This is a genomic window from Pseudomonas sp. PF05, assembly GCF_056521845.1.
Window position 1 is genome coordinate 171,629 of record NZ_JBWLPW010000009.1, and the last position, 21,990, is coordinate 193,618.

General features: G+C 61.4%; 17 protein-coding genes and 1 pseudogene. 9 read left to right on the top strand and 9 right to left on the bottom strand.

Going from position 1 to position 21,990, the window contains the following annotated elements:
- The first annotated feature begins 348 nt into the window (after positions 1-348).
- The 6 genes from AC09SL_RS16955 (at position 349) to AC09SL_RS16980 (ending at position 7,007) form a co-directional block, all read left to right on the top strand.
- Positions 349-2,046, top strand: coding sequence for a sulfatase-like hydrolase/transferase (locus AC09SL_RS16955; RefSeq protein ID WP_058542967.1), 1,698 nt, complete (start codon positions 349-351; stop codon positions 2,044-2,046).
- Positions 2,047-2,283: 237 nt separating this feature from the next.
- A complete protein-coding gene (locus tag AC09SL_RS16960; protein ID WP_058542966.1) occupies positions 2,284-2,952 on the top strand; it encodes an ABC transporter ATP-binding protein in 669 nt (222 codons plus the stop codon).
- Positions 2,949-5,420 (top strand): ABC transporter permease, encoded by a 2,472-nt coding sequence (locus AC09SL_RS16965; protein WP_058542965.1) that lies wholly within the window; start codon positions 2,949-2,951, stop codon positions 5,418-5,420. Before AC09SL_RS16960 ends, AC09SL_RS16965 begins: the two co-directional genes overlap by 4 nt.
- Positions 5,410-6,480, top strand: a complete 1,071-nt coding sequence (locus AC09SL_RS16970) for a lipocalin-like domain-containing protein (RefSeq protein ID WP_058542964.1) — start codon at positions 5,410-5,412, stop codon at positions 6,478-6,480. Before AC09SL_RS16965 ends, AC09SL_RS16970 begins: the two co-directional genes overlap by 11 nt.
- 65 nt (positions 6,481-6,545) lie before the next feature.
- Complete coding sequence (locus AC09SL_RS16975; protein WP_058542963.1) at positions 6,546-6,788, top strand: hypothetical protein; 243 nt, start codon at positions 6,546-6,548, stop codon at positions 6,786-6,788.
- Between the two features lie 45 nt (positions 6,789-6,833).
- Positions 6,834-7,007, top strand: coding sequence for a hypothetical protein (locus tag AC09SL_RS16980; protein ID WP_165826012.1), 174 nt, complete (start codon positions 6,834-6,836; stop codon positions 7,005-7,007).
- A gap of 508 nt (positions 7,008-7,515) precedes the next feature.
- Here the strand turns inward: AC09SL_RS16980 and AC09SL_RS16985 are convergent.
- The 6 genes from AC09SL_RS16985 to AC09SL_RS17010 all read right to left on the bottom strand — a co-directional run bounded on the left by AC09SL_RS16985 (position 7,516) and on the right by AC09SL_RS17010 (position 14,828).
- Entirely contained in the window at positions 7,516-8,034 is a 519-nt protein-coding gene (locus AC09SL_RS16985) for an Hcp family type VI secretion system effector (protein ID WP_058542962.1), read from the bottom strand.
- Between the two features lie 299 nt (positions 8,035-8,333).
- Positions 8,334-9,716: a 2-oxoadipate dioxygenase/decarboxylase HglS gene (hglS, locus tag AC09SL_RS16990; protein ID WP_058542961.1), complete on the bottom strand. Its 1,383-nt coding sequence runs from the start codon at positions 9,714-9,716 to the stop codon at positions 8,334-8,336.
- A gap of 88 nt (positions 9,717-9,804) precedes the next feature.
- A complete protein-coding gene (gene glcF / locus AC09SL_RS16995) occupies positions 9,805-11,025 on the bottom strand; it encodes a glycolate oxidase subunit GlcF (protein ID WP_058542960.1) in 1,221 nt (406 codons plus the stop codon).
- A gap of 161 nt (positions 11,026-11,186) precedes the next feature.
- Positions 11,187-12,245, bottom strand: a complete 1,059-nt coding sequence (gene glcE, locus AC09SL_RS17000; RefSeq protein ID WP_058542959.1) for a glycolate oxidase subunit GlcE — start codon at positions 12,243-12,245, stop codon at positions 11,187-11,189.
- A complete protein-coding gene (glcD, locus tag AC09SL_RS17005; RefSeq protein WP_058542958.1) occupies positions 12,245-13,744 on the bottom strand; it encodes a glycolate oxidase subunit GlcD in 1,500 nt (499 codons plus the stop codon). The genes glcE and glcD overlap by 1 nt, the downstream gene beginning before the upstream one ends.
- 154 nt (positions 13,745-13,898) lie before the next feature.
- A complete protein-coding gene (locus AC09SL_RS17010; RefSeq protein ID WP_058542957.1) occupies positions 13,899-14,828 on the bottom strand; it encodes an alpha/beta fold hydrolase in 930 nt (309 codons plus the stop codon).
- A gap of 300 nt (positions 14,829-15,128) precedes the next feature.
- Between AC09SL_RS17010 and AC09SL_RS17015 the strand changes: the two genes are divergently transcribed.
- Positions 15,129-16,214: a diguanylate cyclase gene (locus AC09SL_RS17015; RefSeq protein ID WP_058542956.1), complete on the top strand. Its 1,086-nt coding sequence runs from the start codon at positions 15,129-15,131 to the stop codon at positions 16,212-16,214.
- 717 nt (positions 16,215-16,931) lie between these two features.
- Positions 16,932-17,621: pseudogene (locus AC09SL_RS17020) on the top strand (M20/M25/M40 family metallo-hydrolase); the annotation flags it as partial.
- 221 nt (positions 17,622-17,842) lie between these two features.
- Here AC09SL_RS17020 and AC09SL_RS17025 read toward each other — a convergent pair.
- From AC09SL_RS17025 to xthA, 3 genes are all read right to left on the bottom strand, one after another.
- Complete coding sequence (locus tag AC09SL_RS17025; RefSeq protein WP_058542954.1) at positions 17,843-18,187, bottom strand: DUF6124 family protein; 345 nt, start codon at positions 18,185-18,187, stop codon at positions 17,843-17,845.
- Positions 18,188-18,674: 487 nt separating this feature from the next.
- A complete protein-coding gene (locus tag AC09SL_RS17030; protein WP_058542953.1) occupies positions 18,675-20,009 on the bottom strand; it encodes a substrate-binding domain-containing protein in 1,335 nt (444 codons plus the stop codon).
- Positions 20,010-20,241: 232 nt separating this feature from the next.
- Positions 20,242-21,054 (bottom strand): exodeoxyribonuclease III, encoded by an 813-nt coding sequence (xthA, locus tag AC09SL_RS17035; protein WP_064107003.1) that lies wholly within the window; start codon positions 21,052-21,054, stop codon positions 20,242-20,244.
- Positions 21,055-21,309: 255 nt separating this feature from the next.
- On the opposite strand from xthA, the gene AC09SL_RS17040 reads away from it, so the two are divergent.
- Positions 21,310-21,960, top strand: a complete 651-nt coding sequence (locus AC09SL_RS17040; RefSeq protein ID WP_003203682.1) for a GNAT family N-acetyltransferase — start codon at positions 21,310-21,312, stop codon at positions 21,958-21,960.
- Positions 21,961-21,990 lie beyond the last annotated feature (30 nt).

Below are 21,990 nucleotides of genomic sequence, written 5' to 3' on the forward strand. Positions count from 1 at the left end.
GTAACTCGGATGAAACTGTTTAGAGGGGTATAGCGCAGCTTCAGAAAAGCGTGTCAGCAAAATGACAGTTGTCAGTGTTGGCAATTCAAGTGAAATCGGGCGTTTTGATATCAAGTCATTGACTGCCTTAGCAAAGTGGCTGTTTTACTGGGTGTTTAGGTAATTTGATAAACCGATAAACGGTAGTAGCCCATAGATTTTTACATTTTGTGACGAGGTTTCGTGTCATTTTTGGGGTAACTTTTTTTTGACGCGTGGTTGGGGAGAGGGGTTTCTTGCGCTTTGAGAGCCGGCTGCTAACGTGCAGGAACGAAGCACTTTTGACACGGCGATCCGGTCGAGGAAAACATGGCGCGCTACCTCAAGGAACTGCTGCTGGTTCTGTACCTGCTCAAGGGGTACGACTATTACCTGGACCGTCTGAATGCGTTGGGCCTTGGGGTCGCAACTTTGATGTTCGGCGCCATGTTCTCGGTGCTGGTGCTGGCGCTGTGGATGAGCGCCTACATACGCCAGACCCTGGTGAGGCATGTGTTTGCCTTGGCGATGTTTGTTTCAGCGGTGTTTTTCGAGGTGTACACCCGGGTCACGGACAGCTACCTGACCTATAGCCAGTTCGTTTCGCTGGTGTACTCGGGGGGATTTATCCAGGAGGCGGCCTATCAGTACCGCGATGTGATTATCAGCGCGGCGGTCAGCGGCTTGCTGCTGTTGTTCGGCATCGCCCTCAAGCCTCGAAGGTCGATGCGGCTGTCCGGGTATCTGCCAATGGCGGCACCCGTCCTGGGCGTGTTATTGCTCAGTGGTGTGTTGTTCGTGCGGGCGGGCGAGGGCGCGCGCGGCCTGCCCGTGATGTACACGCCGCTGGCCTATCTGAATCTGTTTGCCTACGAGTCCTTGCACAACACCATTGGCCCTCGGGAGCCGGTCAACCTGGCGCGACGATCGTCTTTGATCGAGCAGGATATCGTGCTGATCATCGATGAAAGCGTTGGTGGCAATTACCTGGATATCAACACGCCGTTCGGCGTACACACTGGCCTGAAGACGCCGCCCGAGGGCGTGGATGTTTTCAATTTCGGTTATGCGGCCTCCATTGCCAATTGCAGCGCCGACACCAATGTCACCCTGCGCTACGGCGGCACGCGCACCGACTACATGCGCATCAACAGCACCCGACCGTCGATCTGGCAGTACGCCAAGAAGGCCGGGTTGCGTACCGTCTATATCGACGCCCAACGCACCGGCGGCTACCTGCAGAACCTGATGACCGAACTGGAAAAACAGGACATCGACGAATTCGTCCAATTCGACCAGGCCAGCGTGCGCGACCGCGACATGGCGGCGGCGGCGAAGTTGATCGAGCTCCTGGGCGACAACCAGGCCGAACTGGTGGTGATCAACAAGGTGGGGGCGCATTTCCCGGTACACGACAAATACCCCGACGACTTCATGACCTACCGCCCGGCGTTGCCACGAGGACAGTTCCAGGACGTGGCCGACACCGGCAGCCGCGACGGCTTCAATGGTCAGAAAGATGACTGGTTGCTGTACCGCAACGCTTACCAGAACACCTTGTTGTGGAACGTCGGCGAGTTCTTCAAGCGAATCTTCCAGCAGGCCGACCTGAGCCATGCCGTGTTGATCTACACCTCCGACCACGGCCAGGACCTGCACGAGCGCGGCAACCCCGGGCTCAACACCCATTGCGGCGGTGACCCGGTGGCGGAGGAGGGGTTGGTGCCGTTGGTGGTGATCCAGGGCTCGCAGTTGCATGCCCTGGATTGGCGCCAAGCCTGGGCACAGAACAAAGACCGCTCCAGCCACTACAACATTTTCCCGACGCTGTTGCAGTTGATGGGGTACGAGCCGGCTGGGGTCGAAGCGATCTATGGCAAGTCCCTGGATCAACCGACCGATGACGACTTCACCTTCAACTACCGCTTCAATGCGCGCTTGGGGGCGAAACCGGCTTGGAAACACATCGACTTGGGCGACATCGTGACACCGCAGTCCGGCCAGGTTGAGATGGCGGTGGGGCATTGATTGGCGCTGAGCTCTTGGTGGGCGAGCTTGTAGCCGGTCAGGATGTTATTGATTGAGTACATATCCGTTACCGCAGAAACGGATATACACCCCAACCCGACGAGCAAACCCAGGCTCTGTGGCATCTACCTCGTCGTAGCTATTCTGGTTGCTGAGTATCAGGCAGGTTCATCCCGGGTGGGGACCGTCCCTCAACTCCGCTATCCTGAGCCCCACGTTCATCCATCGAGCCTTTTCATGCTTGAAGTCCGCGATGTTTTCAAAAGCTACGCCACGCCCCAAGGCCCATTGCCGGTGCTGCAAGGCATCGACCTGACGCTGATGCCAGGCAGCAGTCTGGCGTTGATGGGGGAGTCGGGCAGTGGCAAGAGCACCTTGCTGCACCTGGTCGCTGGGCTGGACAAGGTGGATCGCGGCAGCATTCGCAGCGGCGAGTATCGACTCGATGGCATGAGTGAAAGCCAGTTGGCGAATTGGCGACGCACGGAAATCGGTCTGGTGTTCCAGCAGTTCAACCTCATCAGCAGCTTGTCGGTGGAGGACAACCTGGCGTTCCAGGCGCGTCTGTGCGGCCGTCATGACGCAGCTTGGCAAGCCCATCTGGTGCAGCGGCTCGGGCTTTCAGCGCTGCTGCGGCGTTATCCCGAGCAACTGTCCGGCGGCCAGCAACAACGGGTGGCGCTGGGGCGGGCGTTGGCCTCGCGGCCGCCCTTGTTGCTGGCCGATGAACCCACCGGCAGCCTCGACGAGGCCACAAGTGACGAAGTGCTGCAACTGCTGCTGGAACTGCTGGATGGCAGCCCCACCAGCCTGTTGATGGTGACCCACAGCCCACGGGTGGCGGCTCGCCTGGCCCAACGCGTGGTGTTGCACGGCGGGCGATTGGCGCAGGTGGCCCAGGGGTGATGATTTTTCGTCAGACCCTCAAGGCCCTGCTCAGCCATTGGCGCCAACACCCGGTGCAATTTTTCAGCGTGCTGACGGGCCTGTGGCTGGCCACCAGCCTGCTCACCGGCGTGCAGGCGCTGAACAGTCAGGCCCGGGACAGCTACGCCCGAGCCAGCCAACTGATCGGCGGCGAACCCCAGGCCAGCCTCAGTGCACCCGGTGGCGGCACTTTTACGCAGCAATGGTTTGTCGAGTTGCGGCGCCAGGGCTGGCCGGTGTCGCCGGTGTTGCAGGCGCGGGTGATGCTCAAGGACCGCGAGGATCAGCGCCTGCAACTGATGGGCATCGACCCGGTGTCACTGCCACCTGGTGCAGCACTGGCGGGGCAGGCGCGGGAAATGAGCGAGGTGGTGGCGTTCTTTACCGATCCCGGTCGCACCTGGATTGCCCCGCAGACCTTGCAGGCCCTGGGGCTGAACGAGGGCGACCGGCCTCGCACCGTCGATGGACGTTCCCTGCCGCCGCTGCATGTCCAGGAGGATATGGCGCCGGGCGTGCTGTTGATGGACATCGGTTTTGCCCAACAGGTACTCGGATTGCCGGAGCAACTGTCGCGGCTGTTGTTGCCCGCCACGTTCAGCGCTGCGTTGCCGGAAGCGTTCAACGGTCGACTGCTACTCAAGCACGCCGATGAAGAAAACAACCTGTCGCGCCTGACCGAAAGCTTTCACCTGAACCTCGACGCCTTGGGGTTTTTATCCTTCGTGGTGGGGCTGTTCATCGTTCACGCGGCCATCGGCCTGGCCCTGGAACAACGCCGCAGTCTGTTGCGCACCCTGCGCGCCTGCGGCGTCAGTGCGCGGGTGCTGGTCACCAGCCTGACGATTGAGTTGGGTGGGTTGGCCTTGCTGGGCGGGATCGCCGGGGTGCTCAGCGGCTACTGGCTGGCGAGCCTGTTGTTGCCCGATGTGGCGGCGAGCCTGCGGGGTTTGTACGGCGCCGAAGTGGCCGGGCACTTGAACCTCAGCCCATGGTGGTGGTTCAGCGGTGTCGGCCTGAGCCTGCTCGGTGCGCTGCTGGCGGGGGCCGACAGCCTATTGCGGGCGGCGCGCCTGCCCTTGCTGGCGCTGGCCAATCCGCAGGCCTGGCATCAGGCCCATGGGCGATGGCTGCGACGCCAGGGTTGGGTAGCGACGGTGGCGGCGTTGATTGCTGCATCGGCGTTGATCTGGGGCGATAGCCTGGCCAGCGGTTTTGTCCTGATGACCGCCTTGTTGCTGGGCGCGGCGCTGGCCTTGCCGGTGTTGCTCAACAGCGCGCTGAAGCGGCTGTTGCACCGCAGCCGCTCGGTGCTCGCGCAATGGTTTCTCGCCGATTGTCGCCAGCAATTGCCGACGCTGAGCCTGGCGCTGATGGCCTTGTTGCTGGCGCTGGCGGCGAACATCGGCGCCGGGAGCATGACGGCCGGTTTCCGCCAGACCTTCAGCAACTGGCTTGAACAACGGCTGACGGCCGAGCTGTACGTCAACCCGCAAACCCCGGCCCAGGCGGAGGAACTGCACACCTGGCTCAAGCAGCAACCGGCGATCACCGCTGTCGTTCCGCTCTGGCAGGTCTCGGTCCCGTTGCAGGGCTGGCCGACGGATATTCATGGCATCATCGATCACCCCCACTATCGACAGCATTGGCCGCTGCTGGAGTCGGCCGGTGACAAGCCGTGGGAGCAACTGGCCGCCGCCGATACCCTCATGCTCAGCGAACAACTGGCCCGGCGTCTCAAGGTGAGTATCGGCGATCAGTTGACCCTGCCGACACCGCAGGGCCCATGGGCACTTCGCATCGTCGGAATCTACGCCGACTACGGCAATCCCAAGGGCCATGTGCTGGTCAACGCCGACCACTTGCTGACGCACTGGCCGAACCTGACGCCGAACCGTTTCAACCTGCGCATCGAGCCGTCGGCCATCCCGTCGCTACTGACAGCGTTGCAAGGCCGGTTCAGCCTGGATGACAGCCGCATCGTCGACCAGGCCCGGCTCAAGGGCTGGTCGACCCAGGTGTTCGAACGCACCTTCGCCGCCACCGCTGCCCTCAACAGCCTGACCCTGGCGGTGGCCGGGGTGGCGTTGTTCATCAGCCTGCTGACCCAGAGCCAGAGTCGCCTCGGCCAGTTGGCACCGCTGTGGGCACTGGGCGTGACGCGGCGGCAGTTGATGCTGCTCAACCTCGGCCAGACCTGGCTGCTGGCGTTGCTGACCCTGGTCCTGGCGTTGCCGCTGGGCATCGCCCTGGCCTGGTGCCTGGACGCGGTAATCAATGTGCAGGCCTTCGGTTGGCGCCTGCCGTTGCGGGTGTTTCCGTTGCAATTGGCGCAATTGCTGGCCCTGGCGATGCTCGCCACGCTGCTGGCATCGGCCTGGCCGTTATATGCGTTGTACCGCACCCAGCCGGCGGATTTGCTGAGGACCTTTGCCCATGAAGATTAAAGTTGGCGTGTTGCTGCTGGCATTGCTCAGTGGTTGCGATGACTCAGCACCAACGCAAAAGGGCTTTGCCGGCCTCGGCGACCAGGCTGTCGCGTTCACGCCGGTTGTGCCTGGGCGGGTGTTCAGTTTCCCCACCGACCATGGCCTTCATGAAGGTTTTCGCATCGAGTGGTGGTACGTCACCGCCAATCTCAAGGATGCCCAGGGGCATGAGTTCGGCGTGCAATGGACGCTGTTTCGCAGCGCCTTGAATGCCGCGCCCCAGCCCAGCGGCTGGCGTAACCAGACGATCTGGCTCGGTCACGCTGCGGTCACGTCTGCCACCGTGCACCATGCCGCCGAGCGATATGCACGAGGCGGGGTGGGGCAGGCCGGGGTGCAGGCGGTGCCCTTCAATGCCTGGATCGACGACTGGCAATTGAGTACCCAGGCTTCAGGGGCCGAGCCGTTGGCGGACATGCAATTGAAGGCGCGCGACCCGCGCTTCAGCTATGCGTTGCGGCTGACGTCGAGCCGGCCACTGGTGTTGCAGGGCGATCAAGGTTTCAGCCAGAAATCCGAACAGGGGCAGGCGTCGTATTACTACAGCCAGCCGTTCTTCCAGGCCAGCGGTGAATTGGAAATCGATGGTCAGCGTTATGCGGTCAGTGGCCCGGCCTGGCTCGACCGCGAATGGAGCAGCCAGCCCCTGACCGCAAACCAGACCGGCTGGGACTGGTTTTCCCTGCACCTGGACAACGGCGAGCACCTGATGCTCTACCGCATGCGCCACAAGGACGGCGCGCCGTACCTCACAGGTACCTGGATCGACGCGCAGGGCCAAGGGCAGACCCTGCACGCCGGGGAAATCAGCCTCGTGCCCCAGGACACTGCCAAGGTCGCCGGGCGCTCGATGCCGGTTGGCTGGGCCATCAAGATCCCCAGCAAGCAACTCGACATCACCCTCCACGCGCTGAACCCCAACGCCTGGATGAACCTGCGCATTCCCTATTGGGAAGGGCCGGTGCAACTGCGTGGTAGCCAGGGCGGCACCGGTTACCTGGAAATGACCGGCTACTGAGAATCGCCGGAACTCCCCGCGAACGTCGACCCTCATAGCTTATGAATGTCTCGCAGGAGCCCGTCATGAGCGATGACCTCAAACTTCCGTCGCTGGCCGATTGGCAGCGATTGTTCGACGACAAGGCCTACTGGCAGCAGTCCCCCGATGCGCACTTCACCGAGCTGATGCGGGTGGCCAATGACTTGTTCGGTCAGGGCGCCATCGACCTGGCGCAGTGGCAGGCCTTGAAGACCAAGGCCGAGCAACTGCACCAGCGTTCCCCGGATGCCAATGTCACTGAAGAAGTCGCCGACCCCGACGCCTGACGCCTCACCCCTGACCTCAGGCCTGAAAGATTCAAGGAGTTCGCCATGCAGCACCGTCCCGATCAAACCCGGAAAAACCCTGACGCCCCGGCATTGCCCGGTGAAGTGGAACGCGATAACGATGCCTTGCGACCCAATGACCCGACCAAGCGCAAACAACAGCACGGCGACCCTGAGGCAGGGGATACCGATGCTCAGAAAACCGGTCGGCGTGGCTGAATGACGTCACGTCGACGGGTATTAAAAAAGAGTTTTTCAGGACTGTTTAATTTTGTTTTGTCGATAACTTTGTCTACTTGTCCATGTTTTGTATAACTATTTGTACAGCTATACGCAGGCCCCCCAAACCCTGGCTACGCAGGCGTTGTGTGCACGCTGTGTAGGAGCTGCCGAGTGCAACGAGGCTGCGATCTTTCCCCAGATACTTGAATCTCAAGCGAAAGATCAAAAGATCGCAGCCTCGTTGCACTCGACAGCTCCTACAGCTCCTACAGATCCTGAGCGCGATAGTTGCAACGATGAATAATTATTTAAACAGGCTCACGGACATATTCTAAAAGTTCGATTATTATTGTGCCCGTTCGCCCAGTGTCAGGCTCTTTACCAGTGCATGGATTGCCGAGGCCATCGCACTGGGCGAACACCGCCCTGAATCAACAACTATCGATTATTTTCAACGGCACATCGACCCGCAGAGCGGGCCGATGCGTGAGTGGCTGCCTCAGATTCAACCAGCGACCGGTGAGCGCCAGTCATCGGAGCCCGAGGTGCCGCTGACTTCGTGGGTCCAGGTGATTTTGCGATATGTGAAGTGCACGTCTTCGAGATGGGTGAAGTGTGCGTTCTCTGGGTCCTGGCAGTTGCGCATGTAGTCCTTGATATCAACGATGATCGCGTCCTCCAACGTGGTGGTGTAGTAGTGCTCCTGGGTGCCTGCTGCCGAAGTGCGGTACCACTGGATCTTGACCTCCTTCAGCCGTTCGCCGCTCGTTAGGGCGACCTGCAGCAGTGGCGAAGCTTTATCGAATACCTTGGTGATGATCAGGGGTTTGTGTATGCGCTGGCTGGTTGGCTGACCGGACTGGGGATCGCGAGGGATGGTCACTTGGTGCTCGAAAGCTTGCACCATGACCTGGTCTTCATGACCCTCTTGGTAGGTGTTGCCCACTGAATCGGCGGTAAACGCACCGGCAGTGATCAGACCTTGTTTGTAGCCCTCAACGGACATGTATGCGGGAGTTGCCAATGGATGCTCTCCTTCCTGGATAACGATAGGACCTGGGACGGGAGTCGCCCCGAGGTGGCCTGACGGTTATCAAGAGCTATGCCATTTTTAAAAAAACTATATATATCAATAAGTTGATGCGTTGTTGGGCGGTTATTCCTTCCAGGCAGGCAAGAAAGCGCACAAAGGTTTGCCCGGCGCCTTGCAGCTCCTCGCGGCTTGACCGAACGCCGCGATAGCCAGGCAGCTTGGTCGATGAGGGCGCGCCGTGCGGCACGCCGGTTATGCAGCTTCTTGCCGTTTTATCCCTCAGCTTGTTCCTACACGCCCAATGCAGCCCTGCACTCATCGATGGAGCGCTGTTGCGTCTGGGCATACAGCCCCAGTTCATCGATGGTCGCTCGCCCCAGCGCCTCTTCGAAGGCCTGGCGATTGGACTGGCCGGCATAGTGACTCTGGGCGGCATCGCCGAGGTTCGACTGGAAGATGCCGGCGGCGCTGACAGGCAGGAAGTCCTCGTACACCAAGGGTTCGGCGCGCAGGTATTGCTGCTCGAGCAAGTGCTCCAGGGAGACGGCTTGCTCGAGGGTGCCCTTGGCGGCGAGGCCCTCGGGCGTGACGAAATAGCGGAAGTACGCCAATGCCTGTCGGCGCAGTTCGTCGTGGTTGTCAGGGAATTCAACAAAGTGTTCGGTCATCAACCGGTTGTAGCGTTCGGCGTTGGCTTCGTTGGGAAACTCCCCCAGCGCGTCGCGCGCGGCGTTCAGCAATTGATCGTAGAGCGCGCGGCCCTTGGGCGTGAGGGCCGCGCCACGTTGTTCGATTTCGCCGAAGCGGGCGCTGTGGCTGCCTTGGGTCTGGGTCTGGGGCTGGTCGGTGAAGGCGACGGGCTCGTCGAGCGCCTTGAAACTGGTCTGGCGCAGCAGGATCTGGCATTGGCGGCGGGGTGGGCCTTCGATCACGGCCTTGGGAGTAATGCCGTGCGCCGGCATCCGGGCCTGGACGATGTCGATGTCCAGGGTGCGCGGTGTCAGGTGATTGATGTGCGGGCCCTTGAACGCCACCACGTCGGCGATCAGACGATGTTGGGCGCTCAGTTGCCGGTACTGTTCGGCGGTGACGGTGGCGCTGTGGTGCCAGCGAAAGGTTTCCAGGGCCTGTAGGACGAAGTCCTCAGCCTGGGCCTCGGTCAGGCCGCCCTGGCGTTCGGCCAGGTCAATGAGCTCAAGGGCGCGGGGGGTAAAGATCCGGCGTTTGTCCAACACCGACTCGGCAAAGGCCCGAAGCTCGGCGTTCTCGATCAGTTCCAGGCGCAGCAGCGAGGTAAACACTCGGAACGGGCTGACCTGCAACGCGCTTTCGTGCACGGCGCGGAAAGCGGTGGAATGCACCGGCACCCCGGCTGGCGTGAGGTCGTAGTAGCCCACCGGCTGCATGCCCATGACCGCGAATAGACGCCCCAGGGTCGCCAGCTCGGCGGCGGTGCCGACGCGGATCGCACCGTGGCGTTCCAGGTCCAGGCGCTCGAGCTCGCCGGTGCTGCGCAGGTGTGCGGCCAAGGCCGGGTCTGCGGCCAGCACTTGGGCGTTGGTGTGCTCCACCAGCTTCATCAGGGCGCCATACAGCGGCACCTCGTCGCGGTACATGTCGGACATCGCCCTGGAGAAGCGTTGGCGGATCAGGTCGGGGCTGACGAAGCTCATCGTGAGAATTCCTGGCGAGGGCTGTGGGAAAGTTGGACGAAAGATCGCAGCCTTCGCCGGCCCCGGCAAACGAAGAATCTTCAGGACTTCATTCTGCCAGGGACTGATCCACCAGCTCGATCCAGTGCCGCACGGGCGTGCGACCGGCACCGTCGAGGTGGTGCTGGCAGCCGACGTTGGCGGTGACGATCAGCTCCGGTTGGCCGCTTTCCAGCGCATTGAGGCGGTTGTCGCGCAATTGCCGCGCCAGGGCAGGCTGGGTCAGCGAATAGGTGCCGGCCGAGCCGCAACACAAATGGCCGTCGGGCACCTCGGTGAGGTTGAAACCCAGCCGCGTCAGCAGCGCCTCGATGCTGCCGCCGAGTTTCTGCGCGTGTTGCAAGGTGCAGGGGCAATGCACGGCAATGCGCTGGTTCCTGGCCGCGCAGATCTGTTCCAGCGGCTCCTTGCCAAGCACTTGCACCAGGTCCAATGCCCGTTCGCTGACTTGTTTGGCCTTGGCGGCATAGCCAGGATCATGTTCCAGCAGGTGCCCGTAGTCCTTGATGAATGCGCCGCAGCCGCTGGCCGTCTGAACGATGGCTTCGGCACCGTTTTCCAGGTGCGGCCACCAGGCGTCGATGTTCTGTCGGGCGCGGTCCAGCCCGGTGGCCTGGGCGTCGAGGTGATAATCCAGCGCGCCGCAGCAGCCAGCCTGCGCACAGGGGATCACGCTGATGCCGAGTCGATCCAGCACCCGTGCCGCCGAGGTATTGGTGTTGGGCGACAGGCCCGGTTGCACGCAGCCTTCGAGCATCAACACTGTGCGCCGATGCCGGACCGGTGGACGTTCGCGGTGGGCTGGGGAGGGGTGGGGCAACTTGGCGCTCAGGTTCGCCGGCAGCAACGGACGGAAGATCGCCCCAAGGCGCAGCAGGGTCTTGAACCGCTCGGGACTGGCGGCCAGGCTGCGCAGCCCCAGGCGCAGTGCACGTTGGCTGGCGGGTCGCGGCACGGCTTGGTCGACCACCGCCCGGCCGATGTCCAGCAGGTTGTGATAATCCACGCCGGACGGGCAGGTGGTCTCGCAGTTGCGACACGACAGGCAGCGATCCAGGTGCAGTTGGGTGCTGGCCGTCGCCGGCTGGCCTTCAAGCACCTGCTTGATCAGGTAGATGCGTCCGCGCGGGCCGTCCAGTTCATCGCCGAGCAATTGGTAGGTGGGACAGGTGGCATTGCAGAAGCCGCAATGCACGCAACTGCGCAGGATGCGTTCGGCTTCTTCGGCGCGGGGCAGGTTTCTGGCTTGGTCGCTAAAACGGGTCTGCATAGGTAGTGTCCTGTATCACAAATGCTGTTTCTTTTTGACGGCGTCTGTTGTCGTCATGCTGCGTTGCCGCTCCTCGCCATAGCGGGCTATGACTCGTCGCGGCGCCTTGCCTGACGACAACAGCCACTCGTCAAAAAGGAACACATTTGCGACACAGGACACTATAACTCCGGGTACATTCGACCAGGATTGAACAGCCCCAGGGGATCGAGCTGGGCCTTGAGTTGCCGGTGATAGCGCAGCAGTGCCGGGGCCAGTGGCTGGAACGGTGTGTCGCTGGCACCCTGACGATAGCAGGTGGCATGGCCGCCGACTTCATGGGCCAGGGCCTGCACCGTGTCGGCCTCGGTCTTCAACCAGCGTTGAGCGCCGGCCCAGTCGATCAGTTGCGCGCCGGGCAGGGTGAGCGGCCCGGTATGGTTGGGTAACGACAGGCGCCACAGCGGCAAGCCTTCATCGAAGAAGGCCAGTTGATGTTCGTTGAGTGCCGTCCAGTATTGATCGTCGATCACCTCGCCACCGAAACGCTGATGAGCGGCGCTGACCGAGCCTTCGCCACCCTCCAGGCGCAGGTGCAGGCAGTTGCCGTCATGGCTGGCGGCGCTGATGGGCAAGGGTTGTCGGCCCCATTCGGCGAGTTTTTCCAGGGCCTCGGTGCTGTCCAGTTCCAGGCGGATACTCAGGCTGTGACGGGGCTTGGGCAGGACCTTCAAGGAGACTTCGGTGATCACCCCCAGGCAACCGAAGCTGCCAGCCAACAGGCGCGACAGGTCGTAGCCGGCGACGTTTTTCATCACCTCGCCGCCGAAGCGTAGCAACGTGCCGTGGCCACTGATCAGGCGCGTGCCCAAGACGAAGTCGCGCACCGAACCGGCCCACGGGCGACGCGGCCCCGACAGCCCGGCGGCGACCATGCCGCCGACCGTGGCGTCGTCGCCGAACGCCGGCGGTTCGCAGGGCAGCCGCTGGCCAGCGGCGTCGAGGGCTGCGAGCAGTTCCCGCAGCGGGGTGCCGGCCCGGGCCGTGACGACCAACTCGGTGGGGTCATAGTGGACGATGCCCCGATGCACGCGGGTGTCCAGCACTTCGCCGGCCACTTCGCGCCCCAGGAAAGCCTTGCTGTTCGAACCCTGGATGCGCAGCGGCGTGGCGTCGGCCCGTGCGCGATTGACCTGTGCGAGCAGCAGGTCGCTGGCGTCCTGGTCGGCTTCGCGGCTCATCAGAAACGCTCCAGTTCAGGAAACGGCAGTTGCCCGCCATGGATGTGCATGGCACCGAATTCGGCGCAGCGGTGCAGGGTGGGGATGTTCTTGCCGGGGTTGAGCAGACCTTTGGGATCGAACGCTGCTTTTACCGCGTGGAACAGGTTCAGTTCGTTGCTGTTGAATTGCGTGCACATCTGATTGATTTTTTCCCGGCCGACACCGTGTTCGCCAGTGATGCTGCCGCCCACCTGGACACACAGTTCGAGGATTTTTCCGCCCAGGGTTTCGGCGCGCTCCAGTTCGCCGGGCTGGTTGGCATCGAACAGGATCAGCGGGTGCATGTTGCCGTCGCCGGCGTGAAAGACGTTGGCGACGCGCAGGCCATGTTCGGCACCGAGGCTGGCGATGCGCTGCAGTACCTCGGGCAAGGCGCGTCGCGGGATGGTGCCGTCCATGCAGTAATAATCCGGCGCCAGGCGGCCCACCGCCGGGAAGGCGTTCTTGCGCCCGGCCCAGAAGCGCAGCCGCTCGGCTTCGTCCCGCGCCTGACGCACCTCGGTGGCACCGGCCTGCTCCAACACCTGGCGGACCCGTTCGCAATCGTCATGGACATCGGCCTCGACCCCGTCCAGTTCACACAGCAGGATCGCTTCGGCCTCCACCGGATAGCCGGCGTGGATGAAGTCCTCGGCGGCGCGGATCGCCAGGTTGTCCATCATTTCCAGGCCACCGGGAATGATGCCGGCGGCGATGATGTCGGCCACCGCCCGCCCGGCCTTGTCCACCGAATCGAAACTGGCCAGCAACACCTTGGCGACCTGGGGCCTGGGCAGCAGTTTGACTGTCACTTCGGTGATCACCCCCAGCAAGCCTTCGGAACCGGTGAACAGCGCCAGCAGGTCCAGGCCCGGCGAATCCAGGGCTTCGCTGCCCAGGGTCAGGCGTTCGCCTTCGACGGTGAGGATTTCCAGCTTCAACAGGTTATGCACCGTCAGGCCATACTTGAGGCAGTGCACGCCGCCGGCGTTTTCCGCGACATTGCCGCCGATGGAGCAGGCGATCTGCGACGAGGGATCCGGCGCGTAATACAGCCCGAACGGTGCCGCCGCCTGGGAAATCGCCAGGTTGCGTACCCCTGGCTGAAGCCGCGCGGTGCGGGCGTCGGGGTCGATGTGCAGGATCTGGTTGAACCGCGCCATCACCAGCAACACGCCGCTTGCCAGGGGCAGGGCGCCGCCGGACAAACCGGTCCCGGCACCCCTGGCGACCACCGGCACATTCTGCCCATGGCAGAGCTTGAGCAGCGCTTGCACCTGCTCGACGCGCCTGGGCAAGACCACCAGCAGCGGCGTGGAGCGGTAGGCCGACAGGCCATCGCATTCGTAGGGCTTGAGGTCTTCTTCCAGGTGCAGGATGTCCAGGTCTGGAACCTGTGCCTGCAAGGCTTGAAGCAGGGCCTGTTTGTCCACCTTGGGCAAGGGGCCGTCGAGGTGTTCGTCGTAGAGGATGTTCATGAAGTCGATACCTCTGGGTCGGCTCGAATCCCTGTGGGAGCGAGCTTGCTCGCGATGGCGGTGGGGCAGCTTGCATCCATGTTGAATGTGTCACCGCTATCGCGAGCAAGCTCGCTCCCACATGGGGGTTCATTTTGTTATTTTTGCATCGCCGTCACTGCCTCAACCCGTTGAGAAACTCCCGATACAGCGCCGCGGTTTTTCCCGGTCGTTCCACCATCGGCATGTGGCCGATACCGTCCCAGATTTCCACCCGCAAGTCGGCGATGCCCTTGCTCCACACCGGCACGCTGCTGACGTCGATCAGCCGGTCCTTGCGACCCCAGAGTAGCAGCGATGGAGCGCTAATGTCGGCCAGGCGCGGTTCCATCGGCGGGCTGGCGCGAAAGTCGACGAAGATCTCCGCCAGTTCATCGCGGCGCTGTTCGTAACGTTCGGCCATTGCCGCCAGCACCACGCTGGGCACCCAGGGCGGGGAGGCCATGGTCATTGCGTAGAACGGCGCGAAATCGTCCCGCGAGTCGACGAGGAACGGGTTATGTCCGGCGGCCAGGTGGCGTTCCATGTCGCTGGCCTGGGGCGCGGTGACGCCGGCCGGATCGATCAGCGCAAGGGTCAGCACGCGCTCGGGCGACGTGGCCGCCAGCCATGCGGCGAGGTAGCCGCCCATGGAATTGCCGATCACATGGACCTTGTCCAGGCCACAGGCATCGAGCAACTCGATGACCCGCCGGGCCTGGGTCGGGATGTCATAGCCGCCGCCGGCCTTGAAGCCGGTTTCGCCATGGCCGGCCAGGTCGGGCACCACCACCCGGTAGTCGTCGACAAAATGCCGGGCAAAGCGCAGCCAGAGGTTCTTGTCGGCGCTGTAGCCATGCAGCATCAGGATGCTACCGGACGCTTCATAGGGCCCGCCTTGCCAGGTCGACACGGTCATCTCGCTGATGGGGACGGTGATCTTGTGCAACCGGTAGAGACGTGCCTCCAGCGCCATGCCCATGTCATACAGCACATGGCCGATACCTGGATACGTCAACCAGCTCCAAGCGATAAACACGGCAAGGACTACCCACAACACCAACATGTTTTGCCCTCCTGGGTCAGGACAGAATGTGATCGACCAGCCTGAGCCGACGGGTCAGATACTGTTAAGTGAAGCTGAAACCCGAGCACATCGCGATGACATGACCGCTTTTGCTTTGATACCAACCATGACAGCGGACGGATGAGTCATGTAAAGCCGGAATCTGCGGCGGGGCGGGGCATGCGAAAGAGAATAAATACCCCCTCATTCAGTGGTGGCTATTTGATGCCGCCCTGATAGACTCCAAGTGACCCCCCCCCCGTCCCAATGACTTGGGAAACCCGCGGTGCAGAGGCTTCTATGCAAAAAACGGGAAAAAAGGGACGGACGCTCGCCAGGAGGCTGTATATATCGCGCACTCTGGGCTTGACGCTGGGGTTGGTATTGGTAAGTGCTGCCGTCCTTCCCCTCGAACCGGCGCCGTGGGTCTGGGGTTTCATGCTGTTCAACGGCCTGCTCTGGCCACACTTGTCCTATTGCTGGGCCCGCCGATGCGCGGTGCCATACCACGCCGAACACCTCAATTTATTGATCGATGCGGCGCTTGGCGGTTTCTGGGTCGCGGCGATGCAGTTCAACCCGCTGCCCGCTGCCGTCACGCTGGCGATGATGGCGATGAACAATGTTGCCATTGGCGGCCTGCGCTTCTTGTTTGTCGGGGCGATTGCCCAAGCGGCAGGCATTTTTGTAGGCGAAATGATCTTTCCGCTGACTAGCGTGCCCATGACCAGTGCGGCGCAGCTCTACGCCTGTTTACCCCTGCTGTGCCTGTATCCGATGGCGCTGGGTTGGTTCTGCTTTCGCCAGGCCTACGCCCTGGGGCGGCAAAAGCGCGAGTTGCTGGCCCTGAGTCGCACCGACAGCCTGACCGGGTTGCTTAACCATGGCGCCTGGAAAGATCGCCTCAACGAGGAGTTCCAGCGCTGCCTGCGTCACCCCAATGACGGGGCAGGGCGCGGCGCGCTTGCGCTGATCGACATCGATCACTTCAAGGCCATCAATGACACCTATGGCCATGTCGCCGGCGACATCGTGCTGCGCCAGCTTGGCAAGATGCTCAAGCAAAACCTGCGCGCCGCCGATGTGGTCGGGCGTTATGGCGGGGACGAGTTCTGTGTGATTCTGCCGGACCTGACGCTTCACAACGCTGTACAGGCCATGGACGGGTTGCGCGAGCGCTTTGCGACGCTCAGCTATGAACAGAACCCGGCGCTGAAGGTGAGCCTGAGCATTGGCCTGGCAGCCTTCAACCCGACTTATGGCGATGCGACCCATTGGCTCAATGATGCCGACCAGGCGCTTTACGAGGCCAAGACCAGCGGGCGCAATCGGGTCACTTGTTACGGGCATCGGCAGAGGTTGGAAGCGCCAGCGGTTTTTCCTTAAGGCAATGGTTGGATTGCGTTGGCACTTTTCAATACCAAACAAGGATGGAAATAGTTTGATCAAAGGTGCTTCGTTTTCTCAGGTAGCAGACCAGAAAGCGCCGTCAGTCAGGCAATGAATTGTATATTGTGGAGATGGCTGATTCTGTCGTCAGCATATTTACATTGATTCCGCGAGTGTAAGGTCTCGCGGAATCAGGTTGAGTGGTTTTAGTTAGTGCGCTATGAGGCACGTTTATCAACTAGATCTATTTCAATGTAGTCGTAAGTGGGGTCGGAATTGTATACATATACCCGTCTTCCGACCTTCCAGGCATAGGAGCTCCAATGCCCAGCAACCGTGTCGCCCACGCTGGGGAGTGCAGCGCTGACAAAGTTTTTATATTCAAATGTAGTTCCTTCGTATTTGAATTTAACTAACATTTCAAGGCTCCTTCTGAGTTACTACTTTTAGTGAGGGTTTCGTTCGTGGCTGTAGTAGCAATCATAATTACCAATTACAGGGAGGTGCTATTGCAGCAAGATCAATTTGGCGTTAGAGGAGTTTTGTTGTCACCTGTAAGAAATTACAGTGGCGACAAACGGTTCCGCTGGAGACTCGCTTAAGGAAATTTCTACGGCCAATGGTAGTTTTCAGTTAGCAATTCCTAATGAATGTATCCAATTAGACGTGCCAGGATTTTCAATGAAGTCCACTAGAAAGCGCTGATTTACTGTGGATTTATCCAGAATGTCTGCCAAGGCCCATGACGTGACCCTCAACCTTGAACCGGGTCGCCCGGCCGATGGTTTGGTGGTGTGGCGCAAGGGCAGCGCTACGGCGCTGGTGGAGGTCAAGGGCAAGGCGTCCCACGCCGGTGTCGCGCCGGAACTGGGGCGCAATGCGGCGATGGACGCGGCGCACCAGATTCTGCAACTGGGCAAGCTCGGCGACGCGGAAAAGAAAACCACCATCAACTTCACGGTGATCATGGCCGGCGACCGGACCAACGTGATCCCCGACCAGGCAAGCGCCAAGGCCGATGTGCGGGCGGCGGTGCCGGAAGAATTCGACCGCATCGAAAAAGACCTGGCCCGGGTGTCGCAGGACAAGTTGATCGCCGACACCGAAGTCACCACCAGCCTCAAGCGCGGCTTGCCACCGATGCCGCAGACGGCAGAGTCGGACCGGTTGATGGCCATGGCCCAAGGCATCTATGGCGAACTGGGGCGCAAACTGACTGAAGAAGGCAGCGGTGGAGCGGCGGATGCCAGCCTGTCGGCCGGGGTTGGTACGCCGACGTTGGATGGCTTTGGCATTGTTGGCGGCAACATCCACACCCCTGAGGAATACGCCGAAGTCGAGAGTGTGGTGCCAAGGATTTATCTGTTGTCGCGGATGATCATGGAGTTGGGGGGGGGGCGGTAACGCGCTGCCCGTTCTTTAAGGATACGCAGGCTCTTGTGGCGAGGGAGCTTGCTCCCGCTCGGTGCTGTAGGAGCTGTCGAGCGGAGCGAGGCTGCGATCTTTTGATCTTTCGCTTGAGACTCAAGTGTTTGGGGGAAGATCGCAGCCTCGTTGCACTCGACAGCTCCTACACAGCTCCTACAGACCCAGCGGGAGCAAGCTCCCTCGCCACAAGGAATGCGCTATGTCGACGGGCGGGCTTCGACATTGTCCAGCGCTCGGTTTGCCAGCTGTCCACTCAATTCGATCAATTGGTGGATGCCCAGGACAATGTGGCGTCTTGAGCCTTCCAGGTCGAAGGCCAGGTCGTTGAGCATGGCGTTGGCCGAGGCCAGGTTTTCGCTGAGGTTGGCGAGCAGGGTTTCGGTGTCTACGCCATAGGCGACCGTGAACAGTTGGCCTGTATCAGCCTCGGGTTTGCTGGGTTTGGGCTTGAGGTAGTGGTCGAGGATGCGGTCGGCGGTTTTGTCGAACGCTTTTGAGTTGGCTGGCTCGGTGTCCGGCGGGTTGGGTGTTGGCTTGAACATGGATGAAACTCCTTGGTAATTGGAGCCGCAACCTTTTGCTACCAAACATTGGGTGGCGGCTATACGCAGGTTGGTAGACCGGGTACCAAGGCAAACCCAGCGCGCCACAAGGGCGCCCCGCGCACAGCCGCCATAAAAAATATGCCGGAGCTGTGCGCCTTAGTTTTACCCGGGCTACCAAACCCGATCGCTGATTCGTCAGCGACCCGGAAACGATAAAGCCCTGGCCTCAAGGTGCACAAGCCGGCGGATTCTGGCGTAGTTGTAGGCAATGGCGCAAGACGACGGAGTTTGGTCCTACGCCGAAACCAATGCGATAAACGCTGAGCTTTTGTGGCGAGGGAATTTAGCGAAACGTCGCACCGCCCCGCTGTGGGAGCAAGGCTTGCCCGCGATGAAGATGACGCGGTCTCCTGGGGTACCGAGGTGCCTACATCGCGAGCAAGCTTTGCTCCCACAGGGATTTGTGTTGCGCCGCTTGGCGGGTTCAGTAAACCCAAACCTCCACCCGCCGATTCCTGACCCGTCCTTCATCCTCACTATTGGCCGCCACCGGCATCAATGCGCCGAACCCTCGCACTTCGCGCAGTGCCACGCCGTATTTGACCAGTTCGCGCCGCACCGCCATGGCCCGCAGTTTGGAGAGCAGGTCGGCCCGCGCCGGATCGTCCTTGGCGTCGCCAAAACCCACCAATGTCACGCGCCGGTCGGTTTTGCCGTGCTGCTTTATATAGTCGAGCACGCGGCCCAGGTCCTGGTGGGCCTTGTTGTCCAGGCTGGCGCTGCCTTCTTCGAAGCGGAAGTTCACGCTCAAGCGTTGGGCGTGGCGGCTCAGGGCCTGGTAACCCTCGGGCATCAGTGCATTCGGCGTGACGGCCATGGCCTGGACGGTCTGGGCGATGAACCCGTTGGCCGCGACGATGGCCTGGCCCTGCTCGCTTTGGGTGAACGCCACCAGTGCCTCGGCCCACAGGTTGGTTGCCTGGGGTGGCAAATAAAGGAACAGGCGCCGGGACAAGGGGTAGTCCTCGGTGGCGATCAGGTTGTTCAACGGCAACATGGGTTGCGAATCACCGTCGACAATCGCCAGTGCCTTGGCCTGGCGCACGTAGGGCAAACCGATGAAACCGATGCCCTGCGGGTCCTGGCTGACAGCGTCGGACAACTGTTCGCTGGATTCGAAGCGCACTGCTGAAGGATCCAGCCGTCTGCCCTGTCGGCCAAGGACCAGTTCCTTGAAGGTATCGTAGGTGCCGGACTGTTCATCCCGGGCATACAGATGAATCGGTCCGCCGACACTGCCGACGGCTTCCCAGGTTTTCGCCTCGCCGCTGAAAATTCGCGCCAGTTGTACGGTATCGAGCTGACGCAACGGGTTCTGCGGATGAAGAATAATCGCCAGGCCATCAATGGCGATGACCTGCTCGGCAGTGGGAGTTTTCAGATCGCCCAGGGACGACAGTTCGTTCAGCTCGCTGTCCTTGATCGGTCGCGAAGAGGCAGCCAGGTCGGCGTTGCCCTGCTTGAGGGCGGCGAAACCGGTGCTGGAGCCGTGGGCGGCAATGTCCACTTCCACCCGTCGGCCATCGGCGGTCTGGCCGACGATGCGCTGCTCATTGTCCCTGCCGGTGATTTCGGCGCTCACTTTGAGCAGCCCCTGGTTTTCCATCAGCCCTTTGACCAGCGCCGGGCCGAGCGCTGCCCCTATGGTATTGGAGCCTTGAAGGCGCAGGGCCGGGCCCTGTTCGGGAATGGGCAAATTGCCGGCCGATGCCATGAACGGCAGCCAGAGGCCGATGAAAAAGACAACGCGCAGCCGCATGCCGGTACCTTCTGAACCCGAGGAAGTGCCGGAAGATTAAGTCAGTCAGGTTACTGAAAGGTGACAGGGTTGCGACTTGTCAGGCGCGGCAGGGCGATGGGGGTCGCAGAATCAGAAAGTTTCTGTGGGAGCAAAGCTTGCTCGCGATGCAGGCGGCACGGTTCAACTGCAAGATCGTGTCATCGTTCATCGCGAGCAAGCTTTGCTCCCACAGGGGTTTGGTGTGACGCGCTCAGCCCAACTGCAACCAGATCGGCGCATGGTCCGATGGTTTTTCCATGCCCCGCAGTTCGTAGTCCACGCCCGCGTCCTTGACCCGTGGCAGCAGGCCATGGGAGGTGAGGATCAGGTCGATGCGCAGGCCGCGCTTGGGTTCATCCTCGAAACCACGGCTGCGGTAGTCGAACCAGCTGAAGCGGTCGGTGACGTCCGGGTTCAGGTGACGGAAGCTGTCCACCAGGCCCCAGTTCTTCAGGCGGGCCATCCATTCGCGTTCTTCCGGCAGGAAGCTGCATTTGCCGGTTTTCAGCCAGCGCTTCATGTTGTCCGGGCCGATGCCGATGTCGCAGTCTTCCGGGGAAATGTTCACGTCACCCATCACCACCACCGGCTGATCGTTGCTGAAGCGGCTTTCCAGCAGTTGCTGCAAATCGCTGTAGAAACGTTCCTTGGCCGGGAATTTGGTTGGGTGGTCGCGGCTTTCACCTTGTGGGAAATAACCGTTCATGATGGTCACCGGCACGCCGTTGGCATCGGCGAAGGTGCCCCAGATGAAGCGCCGCTGGGCGTCCTCGTCGTCGCCCTCGAAGCCTTTGTACAGGCTTAGCGGTGCCTGGCGCGAGAGCAGGGCGACGCCGTAATGGCCCTTTTGCCCGTGGTAATGCACGTGGTAGCCCAGGGCCTGCACCTCGGCCAGGGGAAATTGTTCGTCGTGGACTTTGGTTTCCTGCAGCCCGATCACGTCCGGCTGGTGCTTCTCGATCAGCGCCGCCAACTGATGGGGGCGGGCGCGCAGCCCGTTGATGTTGAAGGAGACGATCTTCATGGTCGGCTGTCCTGGCAAAACTGCGATGCTAGCTGACATGTGGGAAGGGAGCCAGCGTGGCAGTAGGACAAATGCACTGCTAATGTCCTGTGGCGAGGGGATTTTCCCGTTCGGCTTTGTAGGCGCTGGCGAAGCCTGCGATCTTCTGATCTTTCGCTTGGGATTCAAGCGACCGTGGAAAGATCGCAGCCTCGTTGCACTCGGCAGCTCCTACAGGGCTCATTACCAAACCTCGCTCCAAGGAGAACCAACGTCATGCCTGAAACCGCCACCGCCATCGCCGACATCCATATGCTCGACAGTGGTTATTCCCGTGAAGCCCGTTCGTTGCTGTACCAGGCCTATCGCCATGAGCCGACCTTCAGCTACCTATTCGAGTCCGAGCGTCCCGGTTATGAACAGCGGGTACGGGCCACGGTGCGTGAGCTGGTCAAGCAGCATTTTCTCCAGGATTTGCCGGCCATCGGCTTGCTGGTCAACGACCGCCTGATCGGCATCGCCCTGATCGCCCCGCCGCAGCGGCGCCTGGGCATCACCGAAAGCTGGGCCTGGCGCCTGCGCATGGTCTTGAGCACCGGTTTTCGCTGCACCCGGCGCTACCTGGAGTACCACGCGGCGGTGCTGGCCTGCCTGCCGTCGGATGCGGTCCATGTATTGCCGCTGCTGGGCGTGCACCCACAGTTCCAGGGCAAGCACTTCGGCGAACAGTTGCTCGAGGCGGTGCATAACTGGTGTGCGGTGGACGAGCATTCCCAAGGCGTGGTGCTGGACACGGGCAACCCGCGTTACCTTGAGTTTTATAAACGCCAGGGTTACGAGGAAATCGGTGAAGTTGCGGTAGGACCGATCCGCGAGCATGTGTTCTTCCACGCCAACCCGCAGGTTCTGCAAAGCGCAACGGCATAATCGGACGAACTTTTGCGAAATGTCCGGCTC